Genomic DNA, 24055 nt, shown 5'->3' with positions numbered 1-24055 from the left:
GATCAGTCCGCGGTCGGCAACGCGCGCAGCGACGTGACGGTGGCATCTAGTGCGCGAGCCGCTTCGGCGCCCTTCGTCACGAAGTGGCGGGTGTAGTACGAGACGTGCTCGTCGTGCTCGTGGAAGTGATGCGGAGTGAGCACGACGGAGAACACCGGTACATCGGTGTCGAGCTGCACGCGCATCAAGCCGTCGATGACGGCGGTGGCCACGAAGTCGTGGCGGTAGATCCCGCCGTCGACGACCAGTCCCGCGGCGACGATGCCGGCGTACCGGCCGGTGCGCGCCAGACGTGCGGCGTGCAGGGGGATCTCGAACGCCCCGGGGACCTCGAAGTAGTCGATGTTCTCGGCGGACCATCCGAGCGAGACGATCTCGTCGGTGAACCCGGCCTTGGCCTGGTCGACGATGTTGCGATGCCATGTGGCCTGGATGAATGCGATCCGGCCGGCGCTGTCAGTCATGCGAAAGACGCTAGCGCATGGATTGTTCGTCTTCGTCGAGGGCACCGGGTGGACCGCCGCATCGGAAATTCGAGAAAAAGCCTTTTCCGTCGTGCACAGAGTGACTACTGTGGTGGATGTGACACAACTGGACTCCCTGGCCACCGTCGAGAATCCGGCCGGGCCGCGCCCCGAACGCCACATCGACATCTACCGGCGCGCCGCCGCGGGTCTCGAAGCCTGCCTGCCGCTCGGATGGAGTCTGAGCGCCGACCGGTCCCGCTCCCCCGAGGCGCCCCGCCGGTTCCTCGTCACCGCACCGGACGGCGAGTCGGTGTCCTTCGCGGTCATACCTTCGCGCGGAGTGCTCAGCGGTGACGTCGCGCGCATCACGGCCGAATTGACCGAATCCGACCGGGGATTCGTCTGTGCCCACTATTTGTCCGATCCGGTCCGTCGCCAGCTCGACCAGCACGGCATCTCCTATGCCGACGCCACCGGCAACCTCGCCCTCGTGGCGGCACGCCCGGCCATCTGGGTGCGTAACCGCGGCGCCGACGCCGATCCGTGGCGTGGCCCGGGCAGACCCTCCGGAGTCCTCACCGGTGAACCGTCCGATCGGGTGGTCCGCGCGCTGGCGGACCACGAGGGCGAGATCACCGTTCCCGAGCTGATCAAGCTGTCGGGAGCGTCGACCGGCGCCACCTACCGCGTCGTCGAGGTCCTGGTCGAACGCGAACTCATCCGCCGCATTCCCCGCGGTGCCATCACCGAAGTGCGGTGGGAGCCGATGCTGCGTGCGTGGGCCGACGACCGGAAGGTCTGCCCGATCCGCCGTTTCGCGGCGCCGGACGGCGTGGCAGCAATCCGCAACCGGCTCGCCGAGCACGTCGATATCCCCTACGCGCTCACCGGAGTAGGAGCGACCGACTACGCCGAACCGGCGCTCCTCGAGGTCTACGCCGACGATCCGGACGAGTTCGCGGCCGTCCTCGGTCTGCGCCCGGTGGACCGGGGAGGCGACGTCGTCGTCGCGATCCCCTGGTCGCCCGTCGTGTTCGATCGCATGGACCGTCGCGGAGGATTGCGGTACGTCGCACCGTCCCACGTCTACGCCGATCTGCTCGCCGGCCCGTTCCGCAATGCCGACGCGTCGGAGCACCTGGTCACGCAACTGACCGCCGACGACGCCCGGTGGCGGCGCCCGATCCGCTGACGGCGGATCGCGCCCCTTCCAATGCCTCCGGACGCAAGTCCGTGAGGTGTACGGTTCGGGGAGGGCGGCCCCCGGCGGACAGGTACCGCCCGGAGCCGTGACCCGTTGACGACGACCCCGACTGCAGGAGGTACGGACGACATGGAAACGGTGTCGACCGTGGGAGATCTGCCCCCGGCCCTCGGCTCTGAAGCATTGCGGCAGCGTTTGGAGGGCCGCCGGCCGGCAGTGTTCCTGGATTACGACGGCGTACTCACGCCCATCGTTCCCCGCCCCGAGGACGCGGTCTGGTCCGACAGCATGCGCCGGACCGTGCTCGATCTGGCGGACCGGTGCTCGGTGTGCATCGTCACCGGGCGCGACCGCCAGGTCGTGCAGCAACTGATGGGCGTCGACGACCTGATCGTCGCCGGAAGCCACGGGTTCGACATCTGGAGTCCCGAGCAGGGGCCGGTGGTGCACGAGGCGCTCACCGACTTCACGGACCTGATCGCGGAAACGACCGCCACCCTGCGTGAGAGGCTCCACGGTTTCGACGGTGTCACCATCGAAGCCAAACACGCGTCGGTCGCCGTGCACTACCGGCAGGCCGCACCGGATACCCGCGCCCGCGTCGACGAGATCATCCACGAATTGCGCGACCGGAACAGCGATCGTCTGACTCTGGTCCCGGGGAAGATGGTCTACGAGTTCACCCCGGCGATCGACTGGAACAAGGGCAAAGCCGTCCTGCACCTCATCGACGTTCTCGGGCTCGACTCCGACGACATCGTTCCGCTCTATCTCGGCGACGACATCACCGACGAAAGCGCGTTCCGGGCCCTGCGCGGCCGGGGTATCGGCATCCTCGTAGGCCGTCCCGACGACCCGGAGATGGCGGGCCGCACCACGGCCGCCGATTTCGTGCTCGACTCGGTGCAGGACGTCGAGAAGTTCCTGACCGGCCTGGCCCGCTGATCCGTCGCCCACCGCTACTCGCCCTGGAGGTAAGCGTGTCCGACCCGGAGTTCACTCTCGAATACACCACCTTCGATGCGGACGAAGAAGGACTCCGCGAGGCGATGACGTCCACCGGCAACGGATACTTCTGCACGCGGGGCACGGCGGAGTGGGAGGACATGGGCGAAGTCCACTATCCCGGCACGTACTCCCACGGCTGCTACAACCGTGAGACCACCATCATGGGGGGTCGCCCCGTCCTCAACGAGGATCTGGTCAACCTCCCCAACTGGCTGGTGCTGAAAATGCGCATCGAGGGCGAAGACGCGATCCGGCTGTCGAACGTCGAAATCCTGTCGTACCGGCACATCTACGACATCCGCACCGCCACCGTGATGCGCAAGATCCGGTTCCGGGACCGGAAGGGCCGTGAAACCACCCTGCACAGCCGGCGCTTCGTGAGTATGGCGCACCGGCACCAGAGCGGCCTGTCCTGGACCATCACCCCCGAGAACTGGTCCGGCCGCATCGAATTGGTGTCGGCGCTCGACGGACGCATGACCAACCGAGCGGTCGCGCGCTACCGCGAACTCGAGGGTCGCCACCTCGATCCGGTCTCCCCCCGAACCTTCAGCGCCGACACGATCGCCCTGAAGGTGCAGACACGGCAATCCGACATCTACATCGCGCAGGCTGCCCGCACGCAGGTCTTCTACGAAGGCGAGCAGGACTGCCTCGACGTCGAGCGCGACCTGTACCAGATGGAGGACTACATCCAGCAGGTGCTGGCGTTCGATGTCACCCAGGGCACGCCCGTGCGGGTCGAGAAACTCGTGGCGATGTTCACCGCCCGCGACGACGCGATCACCGAGCCCCTCGCCGCGGCCGGACGCCACGTGGTGCGGTATCCGGGCTTCGACGAGGCCTACGCCGAGCACGAGGCCGCATGGGACGAACTGTGGGACATCTGCGATATCCGGGTGCCCCGTGAACCCCGCGTCCAGATGTTGCTGCGGTTGCACGTCGCGCACGTGCTGCAGGTCTGTTCGCGGCACACGGCGCGGCACGATGCCGGCGTGCCGGCGCGCGGGCTCAACGGCGAGGCGTATCGCGGGCATGTGTTCTGGGACGAGTTGTACGTCTATCCGTTCCTCGACCTGCGCATGCCCGACGTGACACGAGGCCTGATCGGCTACCGGTACCGCCGGTTGGGTGAGGCCCAGGCCGCGGCGCGGGACGCCGGGTACGACGGTGCGATGTTCCCCTGGCAGAGCGGTAGCGACGGCACCGAGGAAACCCAGACCGTTCACCTCAATCCCCTGTCGGGACAGTGGGATCCGGACCTGAGCCGCAACCAGCGCCATGTGAGCGCAGCGATTTTCTACAACGTGTGGCGGTACTACCAGGCGACCGACGACTTCGATTTCCTCGCCGATTTCGGCGCCGAGTTGATGCTCGAGATCGCACGGTTCTGGTCGTCCATCGCCCGGTACAACCCCGAACGGGACCGCTACGAAATCCACGGCGTGATGGGGCCCGACGAATTTCACGAGCGATACCCGGATGTCGAGGCAGCGGGACTGAACAACAACGCCTACACCAACGTCATGGTCGCGTGGATCGCCGGAAAAGCACTCGACGTGCTCGAACGCCTGTCCGCGAGTCGCCAGACCGCGCTGCGCGCCCGCTTGCGCGTGACCGACGAGGAGTTGGAGACGTGGTCGGAAATGACCACCAAGATGTACGTGCCGTTCCACGACGGGGTGATCAGTCAGTTCGAGGGATACGAAGACCTCGAGGAACTCGACTGGGACCACTACCGGCAGAAGTACGGCAACATCCAGCGGATGGACCGCATCCTGCGGGCGGAGGGCAAGGACCCGAACCGGTACAAGGTTTCCAAGCAGGCCGACGCGGTGATGTTGTTCTTCCTGTTCGACTTCAACGAGTTGCAACCGTTGTTCGCGCGACTCGGCTACGACGTCGACCGCGCACTCGCTGTGCGGACGGTCGAGTACTACGACCAGCGGACTTCACACGGGTCGACGCTGAGTTTCCTCACCTACGCCGGCGTGCTGGCGGCGTTCGATCCGGAGTCGTCGTGGGAGCGGTTCATGGTGGCGCTCGAGAGCGATGTGAGCGACCTGCAGGGCGGCACCACCAAAGAAGGCATCCACATGGGGGTGATGGCCGGAACGCTGGACCTGGTGCAGCGCTACTACGTCGGCGCCCGTATCTACGGTGGCGCGCTGATGTTCCGCCCTCGCCTGATGGACCGGCTCGACGGGGTGTCGTTCTCGATGCGGTATCGCGGCACTCCCCTGCGCGTGCGCATCGTGGGCGACAAGTTGACCGTCCTCGCCGAGGTCGAAGGTTTCCGGGTGCCGGTGCGGGTGGGCGTCGCCGACAACATCGTCGAACTCGGGGCGGGCGCGTCGCACGTGTTCCATATTCCGCCGGTGCCGGCGGCACCGGATCGCCACGAGCTACCGGCCTGACCGGACGACGGGAGCGACGATGAGCGAGCACGGACTGCGCGGCGCGATCTTCGATGTCGACGGGGTGCTCGTCGATTCACCCCACGAGCACGCGTGGCGGGAGAGCCTCCGCGACCTGATGCTCGGCGAATGGGCTCCGATCCGGGACCGCAGTTCGTGGTCGGAAGACGCGTTCACTCCCCTGGTGTACCAGGAGGTGATGTCGGGCCGGCCGCGCATGGAGGGCGCCGGTGCCGCGTTGCGGTACTTCGGGATCCCGGATGACGACGAACACCTCCGCACCTATGCGGATCGCAAGCAGGATCTGTTGATCCGCTTGATCGACGACGGCAGGTTCCGGGCGTACCCGGATGCCTTGCGGTTCGTGCTCGCGATGCGGGCCGCTGGGGTCCCACTCGCCGCGGCGTCGTCGTCGAAAAACGCGTTCCGGTTCCTGCGGGCCGTCCGGATGGACGTGTTCGCGCGGGATGAGGGTCTCGATACCGCCTCGATCGACGAGGGCGCCACGCTGAGCGACATGTTCGACGCAGACCTGTCCGGTCGCGATTTCGCCCGCGGGAAGCCGGATCCCGAAATATTTGTCACTGCGGCCGCCGAACTCGGTGTCCCGGCGGAAGCATGTGTGGTCGTCGAAGACGCGGTGAGCGGAATCGAAGCCGCCGAAGCCGGACACATGCTCTCGATCGGGGTCGCGCGCGCGGACGACGAGGTCGGCCTCGCCGAGGCCGGTGCCGACCTCGTGGTCACCTCGCTCGACCAGGTCGACATCGCCCGTCTCGTCCGCGGTGAGCCCGTCTTGCGGCGGCCGGAAACAGATCTCGCCTGAACGGGGCCCGCGGGACCGCGGCTCACGACGAGAATCGTGCGGCGTCCGTCCCGCGCCATGTCCACTGGGTGACCTCCGGCATGTCTTCACCGTGGGTGCGGATGTAGCGGTGATGCTCGGCCAGCGTGTTCAGCAGGTGTTCGCGGGCGTGACCGGCGATGGGACGGATGCGGTCCACCCGGTCGATGACGTCCTTCGCGAGATGGAATCGGTCGATCCGGTTGAGGACGCACATATCGAACGGTGTCGTGGTGGTGCCTTCCTCGATATAACCGCGCACGTGGATGTTGTCGTGGTTGGCGCGGCGGTAGGTGAGGCGGTGAACCAGCCACGGGTATCCGTGGTAGGCGAAGATGACCGGCTTGTCGGTGGTGAACAGGGCATCGAAGTCGGCGGCGGGCAGACCGTGGGGATGTTCCCGGTCGTCTTGCAATCTCATGAGATCGACGACGTTGACGACGCGGATCTTCAGGTCCGGGAAGTATCCGAGAAGAATGTCGACCGCCGCGAGCGTTTCCTTCGTGGGTACGTCTCCGGCGCATCCGAGAACCACATCCGGTTCCGCGCCGGCGTCGGTCGAAGCCCACTCCCAGATGCCGATTCCCTTGGTGCAGTGGGTGACGGCCGCATCCATGTCGAGGTACTGCAATTCCGGTTGCTTGCCCGCGACGATCACGTTGACGTACTGGCGGCTGCGGAGGCAATGATCGGCGACGGACAACAGGGTGTTGGCGTCCGGCGGCAGATAGACCCTGATGACTTCGGCTTTCTTGTTGACGACGTGGTCGATGAAGCCGGGGTCCTGATGGGAGAAGCCGTTGTGGTCCTGCCGCCACACATGTGAGGTCAGCAGGTAATTGAGCGACGGGATCGGTTTGCGCCACTCGATGCGGTTGGTGGTGCGCAGCCACTTCGCGTGCTGGTTGAACATCGAATCCACGACGTGGACGAATGCCTCGTAGCAGGAGAAGAGCCCGTGCCGTCCCGTGAGCAGGTAGCCCTCGAGCCAGCCCTGGCACATGTGTTCGGAGAGCACTTCCATTACCCGTCCGTCGGGCGCGAGGTGGTCGTCTCCCGGCACCGTCCGGGCATTCCAGGTCCGGTCGGTGGCCTCGAGAACGGCGTTGAGCCGGTTCGAATTGTTCTCGTCCGGCGCGAACATCCGGAAGGTGCTCGGATTGCGCACCATCACGTCGCGGAGGAAGTCGCCGAGCACCCGGGTCGCTTCGGCGGTCTCGTTTCCGGGTGTGCCGATGCGGACGGCGTAGTCGCGGAAATCGGGGCACGCGAGATCCCGCAGGATCGCGCCGCCGTTGGTGTGGGGGTTGGCGCTCATCCGCCGTGCGCCCGAAGGATGCAGGTCACGGATCTGCGGGACGGGAGCCCCGTTGTCGTCGAACAGTTCTCCCGGTCGATAGCTCCGCATCCACTCTTCGAGGATCATGCGGTGCCCGGCGTCGTTGCGGGCGTTGCCGAACGGCACCTGGTGCGCGCGCCAGCTGCCTTCGATCGGAGTGCCGTCGACCTCGGCGGGACCCGTCCACCCCTTGGGCGACTGCAGCACGATCATCGGCCATGCCGGACGCTCCGTATCGCCGGTCCGGCGCGCGCGCTCCTGGATCTCGTCGATACGGTTCAGTGCCCGGTCGAGTGCCGACGCGAAGGCCCGGTGCATCTCGGCCGGGTCGGAGCCGGCCACCACGATCGGGTCGTGGCCGTAGCCGCGCAGCAGAGAGTCGAGTTCCCCGGGGTCGATGCGCGCAAGCACCGTGGGGTTGGCGATCTTGTAACCGTTGAGATGCAGGATCGGGAGGACGGCGCCGTCCCGGCGCGGGTCGACGAACTTGGTCGAGTGCCAACTCGCGGCGAGCGGACCTGTTTCGGCCTCGCCGTCGCCGATCACCGCAGCGACGACCAGATCGGGATTGTCGAACGCAGCCCCGTAAGCGTGGGCGAGCGAGTACCCCAGTTCGCCGCCCTCGTGAATGGAACCCGGCGTTTCGGGGGCGACGTGGCTCGGAATGCCTCCGGGGAAGGAGAACTGCGTGAACAGGCGAGCCATCCCGGCCTCGTCCTGTGAGACCTCCGGATAACGCTCGCTGTAGGTGCCTTCGAGCCACCCCGCCGCGACCGGGCCCGGGCCACCGTGGCCGGGGCCCATCACGTAGATCATGTCGAGATCGCGGGCGGTGATGACCCGATTGAGGTGCGCATAGATGAAGTTGAGTCCGGGGGTGGTCCCCCAGTGCCCCAGCAGACGGGGTTTGATGTGATCGGGCCGGAGTGGTTCCCGCAGAAGCGGATTGTCCATGAGGTAGATCTGACCTACCGACAGATAATTCGCTGCGCGCCACCATGCGTCGAGGTCGTGGAACTCGGAGTCGACCGGAACTGCCGCCTCGCTGCTCGTCGCTGTTCGTGGTGACTCCGCTGTACGTGACTCCATTGCTCTCCTCGGTCGCCCGGCGGCAGATCGGTCCGTGCCCGGACCGGGTACCCGCCGGGTGCGCGCCTCACGCATGGGTGCGACGCGCCACCGCGACGGCGTGCACCGAGTTACTGCGCCGGCCCTGGGAGTCCGCCGGTCGCGGGGACGGAGCCGAAGCGTCCCGCCTGGAAATCCTCGAACGCGGCGATCACCTCCGCCTTCGTATTCATCACGAAGGGCCCCGCCATCGCCACGGGTTCACGAATCGGCTTGCCGCCCAGAACGAACACCTCGAGCGTGTCGGCACGCGAGTCCTGCTCGTCGGCCGCGTCGATCGTCAGGGTGTCGCCGCGCCCGAAGACCACCGTCTGCCCGGAGTGGATCGGACGGCGGTCGGCACCGGCGGAGCCGTCTCCCGCCAGCACGTACGCCAGGGCATTGAACTCCGCATTCCACGGCACCGTCACGCGCGCACCGCGCGCCAGGCTCACGTGCAGCAGGGTGATCGGGGTGTGGGTGGAGCCCGGTCCGCGGTGCCCGTCGAGGTCGCCGGCGATCACCCGGATGAGCGCTCCACCGTCCGGGGAGGACAGCAAGGTGACGCGGTCACGGGAGATGTCCTGGTAGCGAGGCGCAACCAGTTTGTCTTCACGGGGCAGATTCACCCACAGCTGGACGCCGTGGAACAGGCCGCCGCTGGTCACCAGGCGCTCCGGTGGCGTTTCGATGTGCAGGATGCCGCCACCGGCCGTCATCCATTGGGTGTCACCGTTCGCGATGGTGCCTCCTCCCCCGTGCGAGTCCTGGTGCTCCATGGTTCCGTCGATCATGTAGGTCACGGTTTCGAAGCCGCGGTGCGGATGCCACGGGGTACCTTTCGGTTCGCCGGGTGCGTAGTGCACCTCCCCCATCTGGTCCATGTGGATGAAGGGGTCGAGGTGCCGCATCTCGATGCCGGCGAAGGCGCGGTGGACGGGAAACCCGTCGCCCTCGAAGCCGCGAGGAGCGGTGGTCACCGACAGCACCGGTCGAGGCTGCGCAGTGGGCACCGGATCGGTGATGCGCGGAAGGGCAAGGATGTTGTCTACGGTCACGGCGGGCATGTGGATCCTCCCTCGATGCGGAAATAATTGATTTCTCAACTATCTTGCCCACCTCAACACCGCGGTGTCGATTTTGTTCCCCGGTCAGCGCGACAGGCCGGTGTTGAGCCGCGCGGCCTGCCGCACGAGGTGCTCGCGCTCGGCCAGGTTGGGCGCGGCGCGGGCGGCCTCGGCATACATCCGGGCCGCCGTTGCCGGGTCGCCGTCACGTTCGTGGAGATACGCGGCGACCGCCCGGTACCGGGGCAGCGAGTCGTCCAGTTCGGCGAGCGCCGCCAGCCCGGCACGCGGTCCGTCCGCCTCCCCGACCGCCACCGCCCGGTTGAGCCGGACGACAGGATTGCCGGTCAACCGCGTGAGTTCGTCGTACCACTCGACGATCTGCACCCAGTCGGTTTCCTCGGCGGTGGGAGCGTCGGCATGGAGAGCCGCGATCGCCGCCTGGGCCTGATACTCGCCGAGCCGGTCGCGGGCGAGTGCCGCCTGCAGGATGTCGATCCCCTCGGCTATCAACGTGGTGTCCCACCGGGTGCGGTCCTGCTCCGCAAGCGGGATCAGGCTGCCCTCCGCCGAGAGCCGGGCATTGCGCCGCGCGTGATGCAGCAGCATCAAGGCGAGCAAACCCTGCACTTCGGGATGATCGATCACCGCCGCCAGTTGCCGCCCGAGCCGGATCGCTTCGCCGGCGAGATCGACGTCCCCCGAGTATCCCTCGTTGAACACCAGGTAGAGCACCCGAAGCACGGTGGCGACATCGCCGGGCCGGTCGAAACGCACGCCGGAGACTGTGCGTTTCGCCCTGCTGATGCGCTGTGCCATCGTCGCCTCGGGCACCAGATACGCCTGCGCGATCTGCCGCGTGGTCAGACCGCCCACCGCGCGCAAGGTCAGTGCGACCGCCGACGACGGAGTCAGCACCGGGTGAGCGCACAGGAAGTAGAGCGCGAGGGTGTCGTCCACCCCAGCCGGTGGCGCAGCGCTGCGCGCGTCCGATGCTCCACCACCGGAACCGCGTTCGGCCCTCTCGAGGTCCTGGGCGACGAGCGCTTCACGCCGCCGACGTGCCACGTCTGCACGGGTCGCGTCGAAGAACCGCCGCCAGGCGACTGCGACGAGCCACCCCTTGGGGTCGTCGGGCGGATCGTCCGGCCACACCCTGAGGGCTTCGATCAGTGCGTCCTGGACGGCATCCTCGGCCGCCGCGAATTCTGCTCCGCGGCGGACGATGATGCCGAGCACCACCGGAGTGAGGTGACGGAGTTCGGTGTCGTCCACTTCGTTTTCGTCTACTGCGGGGTCACTCGGTGACGGTGGGTGGCGCCGTCAGGAACGGACGTACTTCGAGCCATTCGTGAATCGGCTTTCCTCCGGCGCCGGGGGCGGCGGAAAGGTCCCCGGCCAGAGCGAGAGCCCGCTCGTAGCTGTCCACATCGATCACCATCCAGCCAGCGATGAGGTCCTTGGTCTCGGCGAACGGTCCGTCCGTGACGGGTGGGCGGCCCTCCCCGTCGTACCGGACGAAGGTGCCCTCCGGGGCGAGCGCCTGTCCGTCGACGAACTCGCCGGTCTGTTCGAGTCGTGCGGCGAAGTCGTTCATATACCGGATGTGGTCGGACACTTCGTCCGGTGTCCACTGATCCATCGGTACGTCGTTGACCGCCGCCGGAGCGCCGCGGTAGTGCTTGAGCAAGAGGTACTTGGCCATCGTCTTCTCCTCGCGTCCGGTGTGACCCATTGTGGTCGCACTCACTACGGAGACGGAGCAGGTGACGGATTCTCGACATCGCCGCGCGAACTTTCTTCGGGACGGGAGCGCGACGTGGTCGCGGCGCGTGTGCGTACGGCGGTCGCGGCACACAGGATCACGACGAGTCCTCCGCCGACGACCGGCCAGGTGAGGTGTTCGTGCAGGATCAGCGCGGCCCAGCAGATGGTCATGACGGGCTGGGTGAGCTGGATCTGGCTGACCTGCGCCATGGGGCCGATCGCCAGTCCCCGGTACCACGCGAAGAAACCCAGGAACATGCTCACGATTCCCAGATACGCGAAAGCGCCCCATTCGGGGAGTGTGCCGGTGGGCATCCGATCTGCCATCGACAGCCCGGTGAGCGCAACGGTGAACGGTGTACTCAGCACGAGCGCCCAGGAAATGGTCTGCCACGCACCGAGTTCACGGGAGAGCAATCCGCCTTCGGCGTAGCCGACGGCAGCCGCGATCACGGCGCCGAAGAGCAGTACGTCGGCTCCCTCGAGACCGGCGAATCCGCCGGTCTGCAGGCTCGCGAACACGAGCGCGGCAGCCGTCCCGATACCCGCGGTGATCCAGAACGCGGCGGGCGGCCGCTCCCGTCCGCGCAGAACTGCTGCCACGGCGGTCGCGGCGGGCAGGATCGCCACCACCACGGCGCCGTGGCTCGCCGGCACGGTCGTCAGGGCGTACGACGTCAGGAAGGGGAAGCCGATCACCACCCCGCCCGCGACGGCAGTCAGCCGTATCCATTGGGAGCCGCGGGGGCGCACCTGACGGGTGAGCAGCAAGGCGATCGCGGCCAGCAGTCCGGCGACCACCGCACGGCCGGCGCCGACGAACAACGGTGTCATCGCACCCTTCTCGACCACGAAGCGGGTCATCGGGAGCGTGAAGGAGAATGCGACCACTCCGAGCAGCCCCCACCGGAGTCCGTGCTCGAGCGACGATAACGCAAGCCTACTGGGAACGATAGCGCTACTCTTGTGTCTCATGAATGATAGTAGCAGTGCGCGGATCGTCGCCGGACTCCAGCGCTGGATCGCCTCGGCGTCGCCCGGCGCGCAACTGCCGTCGACGCGGGCACTCGTCGAGCAGTACGGCGTGAGTCCGGTGACCGTGCAGAAAGCCCTCCGCGCGCTGCAGGCCACGGGCGCGGTGGAGAGCCGTCCGGGTGTCGGCACCTTCGTGCGCGCCGCCCGCCTCGCGCATTCCACCGACTTCGGCTGGCAGACCGCGGCCTTGGGCACGCCCCAGCACCGCATCCCTCGCTTCTCCTCGGCCCTGCGCAGCGTCCCGAACGACGTGATCGCCCTGCACTCGGGCTACCCGGATCGAGAACTGCTCCCGGAGCGACTCGTTCGGGGTGCGTTCGGGCGTGCCGCACGCAGCGACGCCGCCATCGCCCGCCCACCCGCAGCGGGGATTCCGGAGCTTCAGGCGTGGTTCGCCGGCGAGCTCGGCGCGGCGACTCCGCTCGGGGTGGCTGCCCCGTCCGCGAGCGACGTCATCATCACTCCGGGAAGTCAGGGTGGCCTCGGCGCCGCGTTCCATGCCCTCGTCGGAACCGGGAACCCGCTGCTGGTGGAGTCCCCCACGTATTGGGGCGCGATGCTCGCGGCGGCCCGCGCCGGGGTCCGCCTCGTACCCGTTGCCGGTGGCCCCGCCGGTCCCGATCCCGACGAACTCGCCCGGGCGTTCGAGCGGACCGGCGCCCGGGCGTTCTATGCCCAGCCCAATTTCGCGAACCCGAGCGGCGCGCAATGGTCGCCAGCGCTGACCGAGCGCGTACTCGACCTGGTCCGGGACGCGGGCGCCTTCCTCATCGAAGACGACTGGGCGCACGACTTCGGGATCACCACCGACGCGCACCCGGTCGCCGCCCTCGACGACAGCGGGCATGTCGTCTACCTCCGGTCCCTGACCAAGAGTGTGTCGCCGTCCGTGCGGGTGGCGGCCGTCGTCGCCCGCGGACCGGCCCGCGCCCGCATCCTCGCCGAGGTGCAGGCTCAGTCGATGTACGTCAGCGGGATGCTTCAGGCGGTGGCCTGGGATGTCGTCTCACAACCGGCCTGGCGTACCCATCTTCGCGGGGTCCGGCACCAACTCGCGTCGCGCAGGGACCTTCTCGTCACGGCGGTGCGGGAGCACGCACCGTCCGCGCACATCGAGGCGGTGCCGCCCGGTGGCCTCCACCTGTGGGCACGGCTTCCCGACGGTACCGACCTGCCCGCGCTCGTCCGCGACTGCGAAGCCAGGGGTGTCGTCGTGGCGCCGGGCGACGAGTGGTTTCCTGCCGAGCCCACCGCTCCGCACCTGCGGCTCAACTATTCCGGAGCGAACCCCGGGTCGTTCCCCGACGCAGCCCGGGTACTCGGCGACGTGCTGGCGGGCCGCTAGTCCCCGGAGTCTGCGGCGGCTCGGTTGCGCAGAGAGCGGATCCGTCAGAGTCCGAGGTGCGTGACCGCGTTGCCCACCAGTCCGGCGTGGTGCCGGCTGTAGAGCGCGACCATGCGTTCGTCGGCGTGACCGGTCTGCGTCATGATCGTCTGCGTGGTCGCCCCGTTGCGGACCGCCTGGGTGACGAACCCGGCGCGGAGACTGTGCCCGCCGAGGGTCGCGACCAGATCGGGGCTGAACCCCGCCCGGAGCGCGCGGCGCTGGATCATCGAGTGCACCGACTGCCCGGTCAGCGCTCCCCCGCCGAGCGACCCGGAGCGGTGGACGGGCCGGAACAACGGCCGGTCCGCGTCCGTCGTGTCGACGGAAAAGCCGCGGCAGCAATGGTTGTCGACGGGAACGGCGTCCGCGGTGAGGAGTTCGGCGACCGCGGCGCGGCCTCCGTCGTCCCACGCGTCGAGAACCTCGCGCCAGCGCCGGTACGCGCACACCGGGCACGTGTGCGGATCGGACCCGTACGGCACGGTCACCGTGCGGCCCCGGGCTTCGCGGTCCGTCTTGGAGCGGCGCACCGTCACGTACAGCCCGTCGGCACGGTGCGGCACCACGTCCGAGACGGCCAGTGCGGACAGTTCGCTGCGGCGCAGCGCACCGGCGAGGCCGATGAGCAGCAGCGCCGAATCGCGCCGCTCGGCGGCACGGTCCGGCCATCCGCCCTCGCGCGCGGTGGTCCGCATGTCGGCGAGGATGCTGCGGATGTCGTCGGTGAGCAGCGGTGTCCGCCGGGCAGGCGGGGTGGCGCGCTCACGGCGGATGCCGCGCAACAGATCCCGCACACTTTCGTGTTGCCCGGGTCGCGGGTGACCGGCGAGGGCGTGGAGTTTGTTGATCGTCGACACCCAGCGGGACAGGGTCGACGGTGCGTACGCCCAGCGGCCGTCGGGCCGGAGTTCTGCGGCTTTCTCGGTGAGAAACCATCCGACTTGTTCGGGCGTGGCGGGCAGAGGTGCGTGCCCGGTGCTCTCACACCAGCGCGTGAAGATCGCCCAATCGCTCAGGTGCGCCGCGCGGGTGTTTCCGGACGCCGCCTTGTCCCGCAGGCGACGCATCGCGTCCGCGACTGTGTCCGGCACGGCCGGAGCCGACGACGCAGAAAGGTCACCCGAGACGACGTCCGGGACGGCCCGCGGATCGAGTCCGGTCACGGCGTGTTGAGTTTCTGGACACGCAGGTCCCGGGCCAGGTGGTCGCGCTGCTCGACGACCAGACGCCGCAACGCCGCCGGCGCTTCGGAATTGGCGGCCAGCCAGGCGTCCACCGGGTCGAGGGTATCGGCGGGCGGGAAGAGCCCGACGACGATCCGGCGGGCGATTTCTATGCTCCGGTCGGCCCAGGTGTCGCGGAGCACCGCGAAGTAGTCGGCGTCGTACGGGGCCGTGAGGTCGCGCCGCGCACCCGCCCGGAAACCCCCGATGACGGCGTCGAGGTGATCGTTGGTGAGAGTACGGTCCGCGAGGACCGACGCCCAGGCGTGGGCCTTCACATCGGCGCGGGGTCGCGCGGCCTGGGCCTGCAGGTACGCGGTGCGTCCGGTTGCGGTGTCGTCGAGGCGCAACTCCTCGGCGAGGTCGCTTTCGTCGGCGTTCCCCGTCGCGCTCAGCGCCGTCCACAGTGCCCAGCGCAGATCGGGGTCGAGGGCCAAACCGGTCGGCGCCCCGCTGCCCTCGAGGATGCCGCGGATATCGGCGGCGCGATGATCCGCGGTCTCGGCCGCCGCCGCCCCCGCCCGCCCGCAGGACAGTTGCGCCCCCCGCCCCCGGTCCGCCGCCCAAAGGCCCCCCCCCGCCGCCCCCCCCCCCGGCGGGCGCGCCGGGCGCCCCCCCCCCCCGGCCGCTCGGCGGCCGGAAGATAGTGCTCGATGGCGGCCGGTGCGTTCGCCAGGACCGATGCGAGCAGTGCCAGGTTCTCCTCGCTCGGCGAGAAGCGTTGTGCCATCGACACGTACCGCGCCGCGGCGAGTTCTCCGTCGCGGGTGGCGTTCCACAGTGCCGACCACACCAGCCCGCGTGCGAGCGGGTCACGGACCCGGTCGAGGGACTCGTCGACGGTGGCGAGCGAGTGCTCGTCGAGCCGGATCTTCGCGTAGGTGAGGTCGTCGTCGTTGAGCAGTGTCAGCGGTGCGTCGGGCAGATCGAGGCGGGTGCGGCTCTCGGCGACATCGAGTTCCCGGCGTTCGGTACGGACGAGGTCGCCGGCATCGTCGAAGTCGTAGATACCGACCGCGAGACGGTGCGGGCGGGGTGTGGACTGCACGATCTCGCAGCGGTCGCCGGCCCGTTCCAGGCTCAGTGTGGTCACGCCGGTGGTCTGCAGCCAGTGCCGGGCCCATTCGGCCAGGTCGCGTCCGGACGCCGCGGACAGTTCGGACAGCAGGTCGCCGAGGGTGGTGTTGCCGAACGCGTGTGCGCGGAAGTAGCGGCGGATGCCGTCGAAGAACGCGTCGCGGCCGACGTACGCGACCAGCTGCTTCAGGACGCTGGCGCCCTTCGCGTAGGTGATGCCGTCGAAGTTGAGTTTGGCGGCCTCGAGATCGACGATGTCGGCGACGATCGGATGGGTGGTGGGCAGTTGGTCCTGCAGGTACGCCCACGCTTTGCGCCGGTTCGCGAACGAGACCCAGGCGTCACGGAACTCGGTCGCTTCGGCGCTGACCAGCGCTCCCATGTAATCGGCGAAGGACTCCTTGAGCCACAGATCGTCCCACCATTTCATCGTGACGAGATCGCCGAACCACATGTGCGCCATCTCGTGCAGGATCGTGTTGGCCCGACCTTGGCGTTGCGCGTCGGTGGCCACCCCGCGGAACACATAGGCCTCGGTGAAGGTGACACATCCCGGGTTCTCCATCGCGCCGAGGTTGTACTCGGGGACGAACACCTGGTCGTACTTGGTGAAGGGATACGGGAACTCGAAGTGATCGGCGTAGTAGTCCATCCCCTGCGCGGTGATCTCGAGTATCTCGTCGGCGTCGAGATACTCGGCGAGGGAGGCGCGGCACAACACTCCGAGCGGCACCTCGAGGTCGCCCCTGGTCCAGATCGCGTCGACGCGATGGTAGGGACCGGCGACGATCGCGGTGATGTACGTCGAGATCGGCAGCGTGGGCGCGAAGGTGACCGTCTGTGCGCCCACGGTGGACCGCTGTCGCTCGGCGACCTGATTGGAGAGCACCTGCCAGTGTTCGGGGGCGGCCACCACAAACGTGAACGGTGCCTTGAGGTCCGGCTGTTCGAAGCACGCGAACACCCGGCGGGCGTCGGCCGGTTCGTACTGGGTGTAGAGGTAGGTTTCGCCGTCGACGGGGTCGACGAACCGGTGCAGGCCCTCCCCCGAGCGGCTGTATCGTCCGGTCGCCGCGACACTCACCACGTTGATTTCGCGCAGACCGCGGATGGTGATGCGCGCTCCGTCGTACACCACGGGGACGGATTCGCCGTTGACGGTGACGGACTCGACGGAGTCGCCGATGAAATCGATCCAGGTCTCGTCGGTCGAGGACGTGAACTCGATCGTCGTCACCACCGGGAAGTTCGTGCGTTGCGCGTCCACCGCGCCGCGCAGGTCGAGTTCGACTTCGTACGAGTGCACGTCGACGGCACGGGCGCGTGCGGCGGTTTCGGATCGGGTCAGGTTCGCGGAACTCACGGGCTCGATCCTGCCACTGTGACGCCGAATTCGTGGCGTCGGGCCGCTCGTCGGCGTTGTCGGGGTGCGGTCGTCACGCATGCTCGACGGTCGACGCCGGACCGGCGCCCACCGCCGAGTCCGCCGGGCCGGTGAACTGGCTGAGGTACAGCTCGTAGTACGCGCCGCGGGCGGCGAGCAACTCCTCGTGGTTGCCCTGCTCGACGATGCGCCCGTCCTCCATGACCACGATGACGTCGGCGTCGCGGATCGTCGACAACCGGTGCGCGATCACGAAACTCGTGCGATCCGTGCGCAGGGTCGCCATCGCCTGCTGGATCAGCAGCTCGGTGCGGGTGTCCACGGAACTCGTCGCCTCGTCGAGGATGAGGACGACCGGCTTCGCGAGGAATGCGCGCGCGATGGTGATCAGCTGCCGTTCACCGGCGCTGACCCCGCCGCCTTCCTCGTCCAGCAGCGTGTCGTACCCGGCGGGCAGGGAACGCACGAAATGGTCGACGTGGCTCAGCTCGGCTGCTTCGCGCACTTGCTCCGGGGACGCGGACGGGTCGCCGTATGCGATGTTGTCGTAGATGGTGCCACCGAAGAGCCAGGAGTCCTGCAGGACCATCCCGGTGCGTTCCCGCAGGTCGTCGCGGGTCATGGCGGTCGAATCCACACCGTCGACGCGGATCGTTCCCGAGTCGACGTCGTAGAACCGCATGATGAGGTTGACCAGGGTCGTCTTGCCCGCGCCGGTGGGGCCGACGATGGCCACCATGTGGCCGGGCTCGGCCACCAGCGACAAGTTCTCGATGAGCGGCTTGTCCGGCACGTACCGGAACGACACGTCGTCGAATTCGATGCGCCCGTTGTCGGTCGACGGGCTCTGCGGCCGGGCGCGATCGGGGGTCTGCTCGTCGGCGTCGAGGATGTCGAAGATGCGTTCGGCGGAGGCGACTCCGCTCTGGAGGAGGTTGAACATCGCACCGATCTGGGTGAGCGGCTGAGTGAACTGGCGGGAGTACTGGATGAAGGCCTGCACCGACCCCAAGCTCAGTGACCCCGAGGCGACCTGTAGTCCGCCGACGACGGCGACCGCCACGAAATTCAGGTTGCCCATGAACATGATGGCCGGTTGCACCAGGCCCGAGATGAACTGGGCCCGCCAGCTCGAGTTGTAGAGCTTGTCGTTGCGGGTGTCGAACTCCTGCTCGACCTCGGCCTGCAGTCCGAACACCTGCACGATGTCGTGACCGGTGAAGGCTTCCTCCACCTGGGCGTTGAGTTTTCCCGTCGAGGACCACTGCGCGGAAAAATGCGGTTTGGACCTGCGGGCGATCAGGGCCGTTGCTCCGAGCGCCAACGGGACGGTCACGAGCGCGATGAGTGCGAGCAGCGGCGAGATCCAGAACATCATGAACAGGATCGCGACGACGGTGAGGACCGAGTTGAGTGCCTGCGAGATGGTCTGTTGCAGGCTCTGGGACAGATTGTCGAGGTCGTTGGTGACGCGACTGAGCAGATCGCCGCGCGGCATGGTGTCGTAATAGCGCAACGGCAACCGGTGCAGCTTCGCTTCCACATCCGAGCGCAACCGCCGGATCGTGCCGACGACGACGATGTTGAGCAGATAGGCGCCGATCCACGACAGCAGCGCGGTGCCCAGGTAGAGCCCGAGCACGATCATCAGCACCCGACCGACGGCCGAAAAGTCGACGCCCACACCGGGGGTGAGGTCCATCGACGCCACCATGTCCGCGAAGGTGTCCTGCCCCTGCGCGCGAAGTCCGTCGACGGCCTCGTCCTTCGTGGCACCGGCCGGAAGCATCCGCCCGACCACGCCGTTGAAGATCAGGTCGGTGGCGTGCCCGAGAACCCGGGGCGCGATCGCGGACAGGATCACCGATCCGACGGTGGCCAGCAGCACCGTGACCACGAAACCGCGGTAGGACACCAGCCGGTGCATCAACCGTTTCACCGACGGTCCGAACGACCGGGGCTTCTGGATCGGTGCGGTGGCCGCGTGCCGTGCGGCGGGGCCCGTCACACCTGCTCCTCGACCGCGAGCTGCGACCCGACGATCTCCGCGTAGGTCGGACAGGTCTCCACCAGCTCGTCGTGCCGGCCCAGTCCGACGATCCGTCCGCGATCGAGTACCACGATCTGGTCGGCGTCGATGATGGTCGATACGCGCTGGGCAACGATGATCACCGCAGCGGACATGGTGACCGGCCGCAGCGCGGACCGCAGGCGCGCGTCGGTAGACAGGTCGAGCGCGGAGAACGCGTCGTCGAACACGTAGACGGCGGGTCTTCGGACGAGCGCCCGGGCGATCGCCAGACGCTGGCGCTGCCCACCCGAGACCGTGGTGCCGCCCTGGGCCACGGGAGTGTCGAGGCCCAGCGGCATCGCACGGACGAACTCGTCGGCCTGCGCGATACGTAGCGCCTCCCAGATCTCCTCGTCCGTCGCATCACGCTTTCCGTGCCGCACATTCGAGGCGATGGTGCCGGAGAACAGGTACGCCCGTTGCGGGACCAATCCGATCACCGATCGCAGCGTGTCGGGATCGAGTCGCCTGACGTCGGTGCCGCCGACGAGCACCGACCCGGCCGTCGCATCGATCAAGCGCGGCACCAGCCCCACCAGGGTGGTCTTCCCCGAGCCGGTCGACCCTACGACGGCCGTGGTCGTGCCGGGCGCGACGAGGAAGGTGAGGTCGTGCAGTACCGGCTGGTCGGCACCCGGGTATCGGAACTCGGCGGCGCGAAATTCGACGGTTGCCGGATCCGCGGCGAACCCGGCCGGGTCGGCCGGCCGCACCACCGACGTTTCGGTGGCGAGAACATCCCCGATCCGGTCCGCGCAGACGGCCGCCCTCGGGGCCATCATCGCCAGGAACGACGCCATCATCACCGAGATCATGATCTGCACGACGTAGGTGATCATCGCGCTCAGCGCGCCGATCTCCACGCTCCCGTCGGACACGGCGTGACCACCGAACCAGATGATCCCCACGGTCGTCACGTTGGTGATGAACATGACCGCCGGAAACATCAGTGCCATCATTCGCCCGACCCGCAGGGTCGCATCGGCGAGTTTGTCGTTGGCGACCCCGAAGCGTTCCATCTCGTGGTGTTCCCGAACGAAGGCGCGCACGACCCGGATGCCCGTGATCTGTTCGCGCAGGACGCGATTCACGCTGTCGAGAAACGCCTGCATGGAGCGGAACCCGGGGATCGTCACCCGGATGATCAGGCTCATCGTCAGACCGAGGACGGGCACCGCCACCACCAGCAGCCAGGCCAGCCCCGGCGCGACGCGCATGCCCAGGACGATGCCGCCGATGCACATGATCGGCGCGGTGACGAGAACGAACGAACTCATCACCAGGAGAAGCTGGATCTGCTGAACGTCGTTGGTGTTCCTGGTGATCAAGGAGGGAGCGCCGAACGTGCCGACTTCCCGCGCGGAGAAGGTGTTCACCCGGTGCAGGAGATCGTGCCGGATGTCGCGGCCGGCGGCGAGCGCGCCGCGGGCACCGAAGTACTGACCGGAGACGGTGCAGATCACCTGCAGCAGCACCACCACCAGCATCCACCCGCCGATGCGCATGATGTATCCGGTGTCGCCCTTCGCAACGCCGTTGTCGATGATGTCGGCGTTGAGTGTCGGCAGGTAGAGCATCGCAGCCGTCGCGACCGACTGCAGTGCTACCACCGCAACGACGTACGCGCGATAACGCGACAGGTACGCGACGATCAGACGGGTCAGCATGTGATCACCCTCACAACGGTAACCACAACTCGACGCAGATGCCGGATGTCACCCATTCGGGGACTGTGGCGACTGCCCGCGCGCGACCACATGCGGATCGACGGGTGGGGCCGGTCGAATCGCACTACGGGAAGGACGTCCGAAACGACGAAGGCAAGGAGTCGTGCGCTCCCTGCCCCTTTCAAGATATAACTCACCCCCGGTCTTGCGGCAAGACCCCCGGTGTCCTGCACAATCGCCGTTCGAGGCCAGGACCTGCACACATGCAGGGTTGCGCGGCATCCACGCCGCATCGCCGCCTAGCCGGCGCACCGGATCCACTTCGGACGAATGGGGGTTCTCATGATCGACGTCATCGTGGTCGGGGGCGGGCCGACCGGCATGATGTTGGCCGCCGAACTTCGGCTGCACGGATTGCAGGTGGTCGTACCGGAACAGGACACGGAGCCGACCCCGGTCGTGCGCTCGCTCGGGTTGCACGCGCGCAGCCTCGAGGTGATGGACCAGCGCGGCCTGCTCGAGCGGTTCCTCTCGCACGGAAAGAAGCACCCGGTGGGCGGTTTCTTCGCGGGCATTCCCGCACCGGCCCCGGAGGGTCTGGACACCGCACACCCGTACGTCCTGGGCATCCCCCAGCCCGTCACCGATCGCCTGCTGACCGAACGCGCATCCGAACTGGGCGCGTCGATCCGGCGCGGTTGCACGGTCGTCGGACTCGAGCAGGACGACGACGGTGTCACCGCGGTGCTGACGGACGGAACGCGGCTGCGCTCCCGATATCTGGTGGGCTGCGACGGTGGTCGCAGCACGGTGCGCACGCTGCTCGGGGTTGCGTTCCCCGGCGAACCGTCCACGGTGGACACGTTGCTGGGCGAGGTGGAACTGACCGCGACGCCGGAGACGATCGCCGCCGTGAGTGCCGAAGTCCGGAAGACGCAGCTGCGGTTCGGCGCGATGCCTGTGGGTGAGGGGCGGCGCTATCGGGTCATCGTGCCCGCTGCCGGGGTGGCCGAAGACCGCAGGGTCCCACCGACCCTCGACGAACTGCGGAACCAGATGCGGAGTGTGTCTGGTACGGACTTCGGCGCACATTCCCCGCGTTGGTTGTCCCGGTTCGGCAACGGCACCCGGTTGGCAGAGCGTTACCGCGTCGGCCGGGTGCTACTGGCCGGCGATGCCGCGCACATTCATCCACCGACCGGTGGGCAAGGGCTCAATCTCGGTGTCCAGGACGCGTTCAATCTCGGCTGGAAGCTGGCCGGCGCCGTGTGCGGGTGGGCGCCGGAGGCACTGCTGGACAGCTACCACGACGAGCGGCACCCGGTCGCCGCCGACGTACTCGACACCACCCGCGCGATGATGGAGTTGATGTCCGTCGAACCGGGCCCACAGTCTGTGCGCCGCCTGATGACGCAACTGATGGATTTCGACGTGGTGAACCGCTACCTGGTCGAGAAGGTCACCGCGATCGGAGTCCGCTACGACCTCGGCGACCCGCACGACCTGGTCGGCAGGCGCATCCGGGATGTACGCCTGGAACGCGAGCGGCTCTACGAGCAGCTGCACGCCGGTCGAGGACTGTTGCTCGACCGCACCGGCCGCCTGTCGGTGGCGGGCTGGGCCGACCGCGTCGACCACATCGTCGATCCCTGCAAGGAACTGGATGTGCCCGCGCTGTTGCTGCGCCCGGACGGTCACGTGGCATGGGTAGGCGAGGACCAGCGGGATGTGGAACGTCGCCTCACGCGGTGGTTCGGCGCCCCTTCGCGCTGAAGGGTCCCCGCCGGCCGCGTGCACTCACCGCGCGGCGGCGACGATACGATCGCGCCGTGGCAGCGACTCGGTACGGCATCCTCGTCTACGACGACGTCGAGGTGCTCGACGCTTTCGGGCCGTTCGAGGTGTTTTCGGTGGCCGCGCGGCTCTCGGCGGGTAGTCCCCGTGGAAGCGCCGGTGCGACACTCGTGTCCGCATATCCGGATCGGTCGATCGTCACCGCCCGCGGCGGTCTGCGGGTGTGCGCCGACGTATCGATTGCCACCGCACCGGAATTCGATGTGCTGCTCGTGCCGGGCGGTGTCACGCAGGTCGCGGAGAGCGATCCGGATCTGCGTGCCTGGATCGCCGCGCGATCGTCGACTCCGATCGTCGCCTCGGTGTGTACCGGAGCATTCCTTCTCGCCGTTGCGGGGGTGCTGACCGACCACCGCGTCACCACGCACTGGGACGACCTGGCTGAACTCGCGCGCCGCTTTCCCGGGTTGACGGTGCTGGACGGGCCGCGCTGGGTGCACGATCGCGGCATCTACACCTCCGCCGGTATTTCGGCAGGCATCGATCTCGCCCTGCACCTGGTGTCCCTCGTCGACGACGATCTCGCCCGCCGCGTGGCCCGGCAGATGGACTACCGCGGATAAGGGATCGGGGGTTCGGAGCTTGACCTTCGAGTCGGGTCGAAGGTTTACCGTCGACGTGTGGGCACGATGCTGATCTCCCAGTTCGCCGAACACACCGGCGTCCCGGCAACCACCCTGCGGTACTACGAATCCGCAGGGCTGGTCCCGGCGGGTCGAACCGACAGCGGATATCGCGTCTACCGGGAGCGTGATCTCGACCGGGTCGGGTTCATTCAGGCGACCAAGCATCTCGGACTCACTCTCGGTGAGATCCGTGAATTGCTCGCGGTGTGGGAGCACGGTTCCTGCGCCGCGGTGCGTGCTCGGCTACGGCCGAAGACGGCCGCACGCCTGGACGACACCGACACGCGGACCGCGGAGCTCATCGCATTCGCCGACACACTTCGACGGGCACTTAGCTGGCTCGACGCCATGCCCGAACGGGCCGAGCCGTGCGATGCCACCTGCGTCGTGCATGCACCGGACACTCGCACTCGGGCACACCATCTGCCTCTCCCCCCATCCCGCGGCGCGGGCCCCCGCGGGGGCGCGGCCCCGCGCGCCCGCGCGCGCCGCGGCGCCCCCCCGCCCCCCC

At 68.0% G+C, this 24055-nt stretch carries 17 protein-coding genes and 1 pseudogene; 8 read left to right on the top strand and 10 right to left on the bottom strand.

Annotated features, from left to right (window positions below; all coding sequences use genetic code 11):
• Positions 1–2 precede the first annotated feature (2 nt).
• Positions 3–464 carry a 6,7-dimethyl-8-ribityllumazine synthase gene (locus tag TVH25_RS13635; RefSeq protein WP_169622258.1) on the bottom strand — a complete coding sequence of 154 codons (462 nt, stop codon included), beginning with the start codon at positions 462–464 and terminating at the stop codon, positions 3–5.
• A gap of 112 nt (positions 465–576) precedes the next feature.
• Between TVH25_RS13635 and TVH25_RS13630 the strand changes: the two genes are divergently transcribed.
• The 4 genes from TVH25_RS13630 (at position 577) to TVH25_RS13615 (ending at position 5922) form a co-directional block, all read left to right on the top strand.
• Positions 577–1659: a helix-turn-helix domain-containing protein gene (locus TVH25_RS13630; protein ID WP_422424452.1), complete on the top strand. Its 1083-nt coding sequence runs from the start codon at positions 577–579 to the stop codon at positions 1657–1659.
• Positions 1660–1800: 141 nt separating this feature from the next.
• The gene (gene otsB / locus TVH25_RS13625; protein ID WP_422424443.1) at positions 1801–2616 is read left to right on the top strand and encodes a trehalose-phosphatase; all 816 of its coding nucleotides are present in this window, start codon (positions 1801–1803) and stop codon (positions 2614–2616) included.
• A gap of 35 nt (positions 2617–2651) precedes the next feature.
• Complete coding sequence (locus tag TVH25_RS13620; protein ID WP_169652073.1) at positions 2652–5096, top strand: glycoside hydrolase family 65 protein; 2445 nt, start codon at positions 2652–2654, stop codon at positions 5094–5096.
• A 19-nt stretch (positions 5097–5115) separates the two neighbouring features.
• Positions 5116–5922, top strand: coding sequence for an HAD family hydrolase (locus TVH25_RS13615; protein ID WP_169652074.1), 807 nt, complete (start codon positions 5116–5118; stop codon positions 5920–5922).
• Between the two features lie 22 nt (positions 5923–5944).
• Here TVH25_RS13615 and TVH25_RS13610 read toward each other — a convergent pair whose 3' ends face one another.
• From TVH25_RS13610 to TVH25_RS13590, 5 genes are all read right to left on the bottom strand, one after another.
• Positions 5945–8368 carry a phosphoketolase family protein gene (locus TVH25_RS13610; RefSeq protein ID WP_422424440.1) on the bottom strand — a complete coding sequence of 808 codons (2424 nt, stop codon included), beginning with the start codon at positions 8366–8368 and terminating at the stop codon, positions 5945–5947.
• Between the two features lie 110 nt (positions 8369–8478).
• The gene (locus tag TVH25_RS13605) at positions 8479–9453 is read right to left on the bottom strand and encodes a pirin family protein (protein WP_422424438.1); all 975 of its coding nucleotides are present in this window, start codon (positions 9451–9453) and stop codon (positions 8479–8481) included.
• Between the two features lie 84 nt (positions 9454–9537).
• On the bottom strand, positions 9538–10728 hold the full coding sequence (locus tag TVH25_RS13600; RefSeq protein WP_422424436.1) for an RNA polymerase sigma factor: 1191 nt from the start codon (positions 10726–10728) through the stop codon (positions 9538–9540).
• 22 nt (positions 10729–10750) lie between these two features.
• The gene (locus tag TVH25_RS13595) at positions 10751–11158 is read right to left on the bottom strand and encodes a YciI family protein (protein WP_169622251.1); all 408 of its coding nucleotides are present in this window, start codon (positions 11156–11158) and stop codon (positions 10751–10753) included.
• A 44-nt stretch (positions 11159–11202) separates the two neighbouring features.
• The gene (locus tag TVH25_RS13590) at positions 11203–12195 is read right to left on the bottom strand and encodes a DMT family transporter (RefSeq protein WP_422424434.1); all 993 of its coding nucleotides are present in this window, start codon (positions 12193–12195) and stop codon (positions 11203–11205) included.
• On the opposite strand from TVH25_RS13590, the gene TVH25_RS13585 reads away from it, so the two are divergent.
• A complete protein-coding gene (locus TVH25_RS13585; protein ID WP_422424432.1) occupies positions 12194–13600 on the top strand; it encodes a PLP-dependent aminotransferase family protein in 1407 nt (468 codons plus the stop codon). The two genes, TVH25_RS13590 and TVH25_RS13585, sit on opposite strands and share 2 nt — an antisense overlap.
• A 44-nt stretch (positions 13601–13644) precedes the next feature.
• On the opposite strand, the gene TVH25_RS13580 is transcribed toward TVH25_RS13585, so the two are convergent.
• The 4 genes and pseudogenes from TVH25_RS13580 to TVH25_RS13565 form a co-directional block, all read right to left on the bottom strand.
• The gene (locus TVH25_RS13580) at positions 13645–14709 is read right to left on the bottom strand and encodes an integrase (RefSeq protein WP_422424449.1); all 1065 of its coding nucleotides are present in this window, start codon (positions 14707–14709) and stop codon (positions 13645–13647) included.
• Between the two features lie 92 nt (positions 14710–14801).
• Positions 14802–17305 (bottom strand): annotated as a pseudogene (pepN, locus tag TVH25_RS13575) (aminopeptidase N).
• Between the two features lie 73 nt (positions 17306–17378).
• Positions 17379–19253: an ABC transporter ATP-binding protein gene (locus TVH25_RS13570; protein ID WP_422424447.1), complete on the bottom strand. Its 1875-nt coding sequence runs from the start codon at positions 19251–19253 to the stop codon at positions 17379–17381.
• Positions 19254–19330: 77 nt separating this feature from the next.
• Positions 19331–21064 carry an ABC transporter ATP-binding protein gene (locus TVH25_RS13565; protein ID WP_296549672.1) on the bottom strand — a complete coding sequence of 578 codons (1734 nt, stop codon included), beginning with the start codon at positions 21062–21064 and terminating at the stop codon, positions 19331–19333.
• Between the two features lie 342 nt (positions 21065–21406).
• Between TVH25_RS13565 and rox the strand changes: the two genes are divergently transcribed.
• The 3 genes from rox to TVH25_RS13550 all read left to right on the top strand — a co-directional run.
• A complete protein-coding gene (gene rox, locus TVH25_RS13560) occupies positions 21407–22837 on the top strand; it encodes a rifampin monooxygenase (protein WP_422424430.1) in 1431 nt (476 codons plus the stop codon).
• 56 nt (positions 22838–22893) lie between these two features.
• Positions 22894–23481, top strand: a complete 588-nt coding sequence (locus tag TVH25_RS13555) for a DJ-1/PfpI family protein (protein WP_422424428.1) — start codon at positions 22894–22896, stop codon at positions 23479–23481.
• A gap of 66 nt (positions 23482–23547) precedes the next feature.
• A partial coding sequence (locus tag TVH25_RS13550; protein WP_422424445.1) for a MerR family transcriptional regulator occupies positions 23548–24055 on the top strand: 508 nt, incomplete at its 3' end.

The sequence above is a fragment of the Rhodococcus sp. 7Tela_A2 genome, assembly GCF_049311045.1.
Taxonomy (GTDB): Bacteria; Actinomycetota; Actinomycetes; order Mycobacteriales; family Mycobacteriaceae; genus Rhodococcus.
The sequence above is the reverse complement of the archived record's forward strand: the minus strand, read 5'-3'. Positions and strand labels throughout refer to the sequence as shown.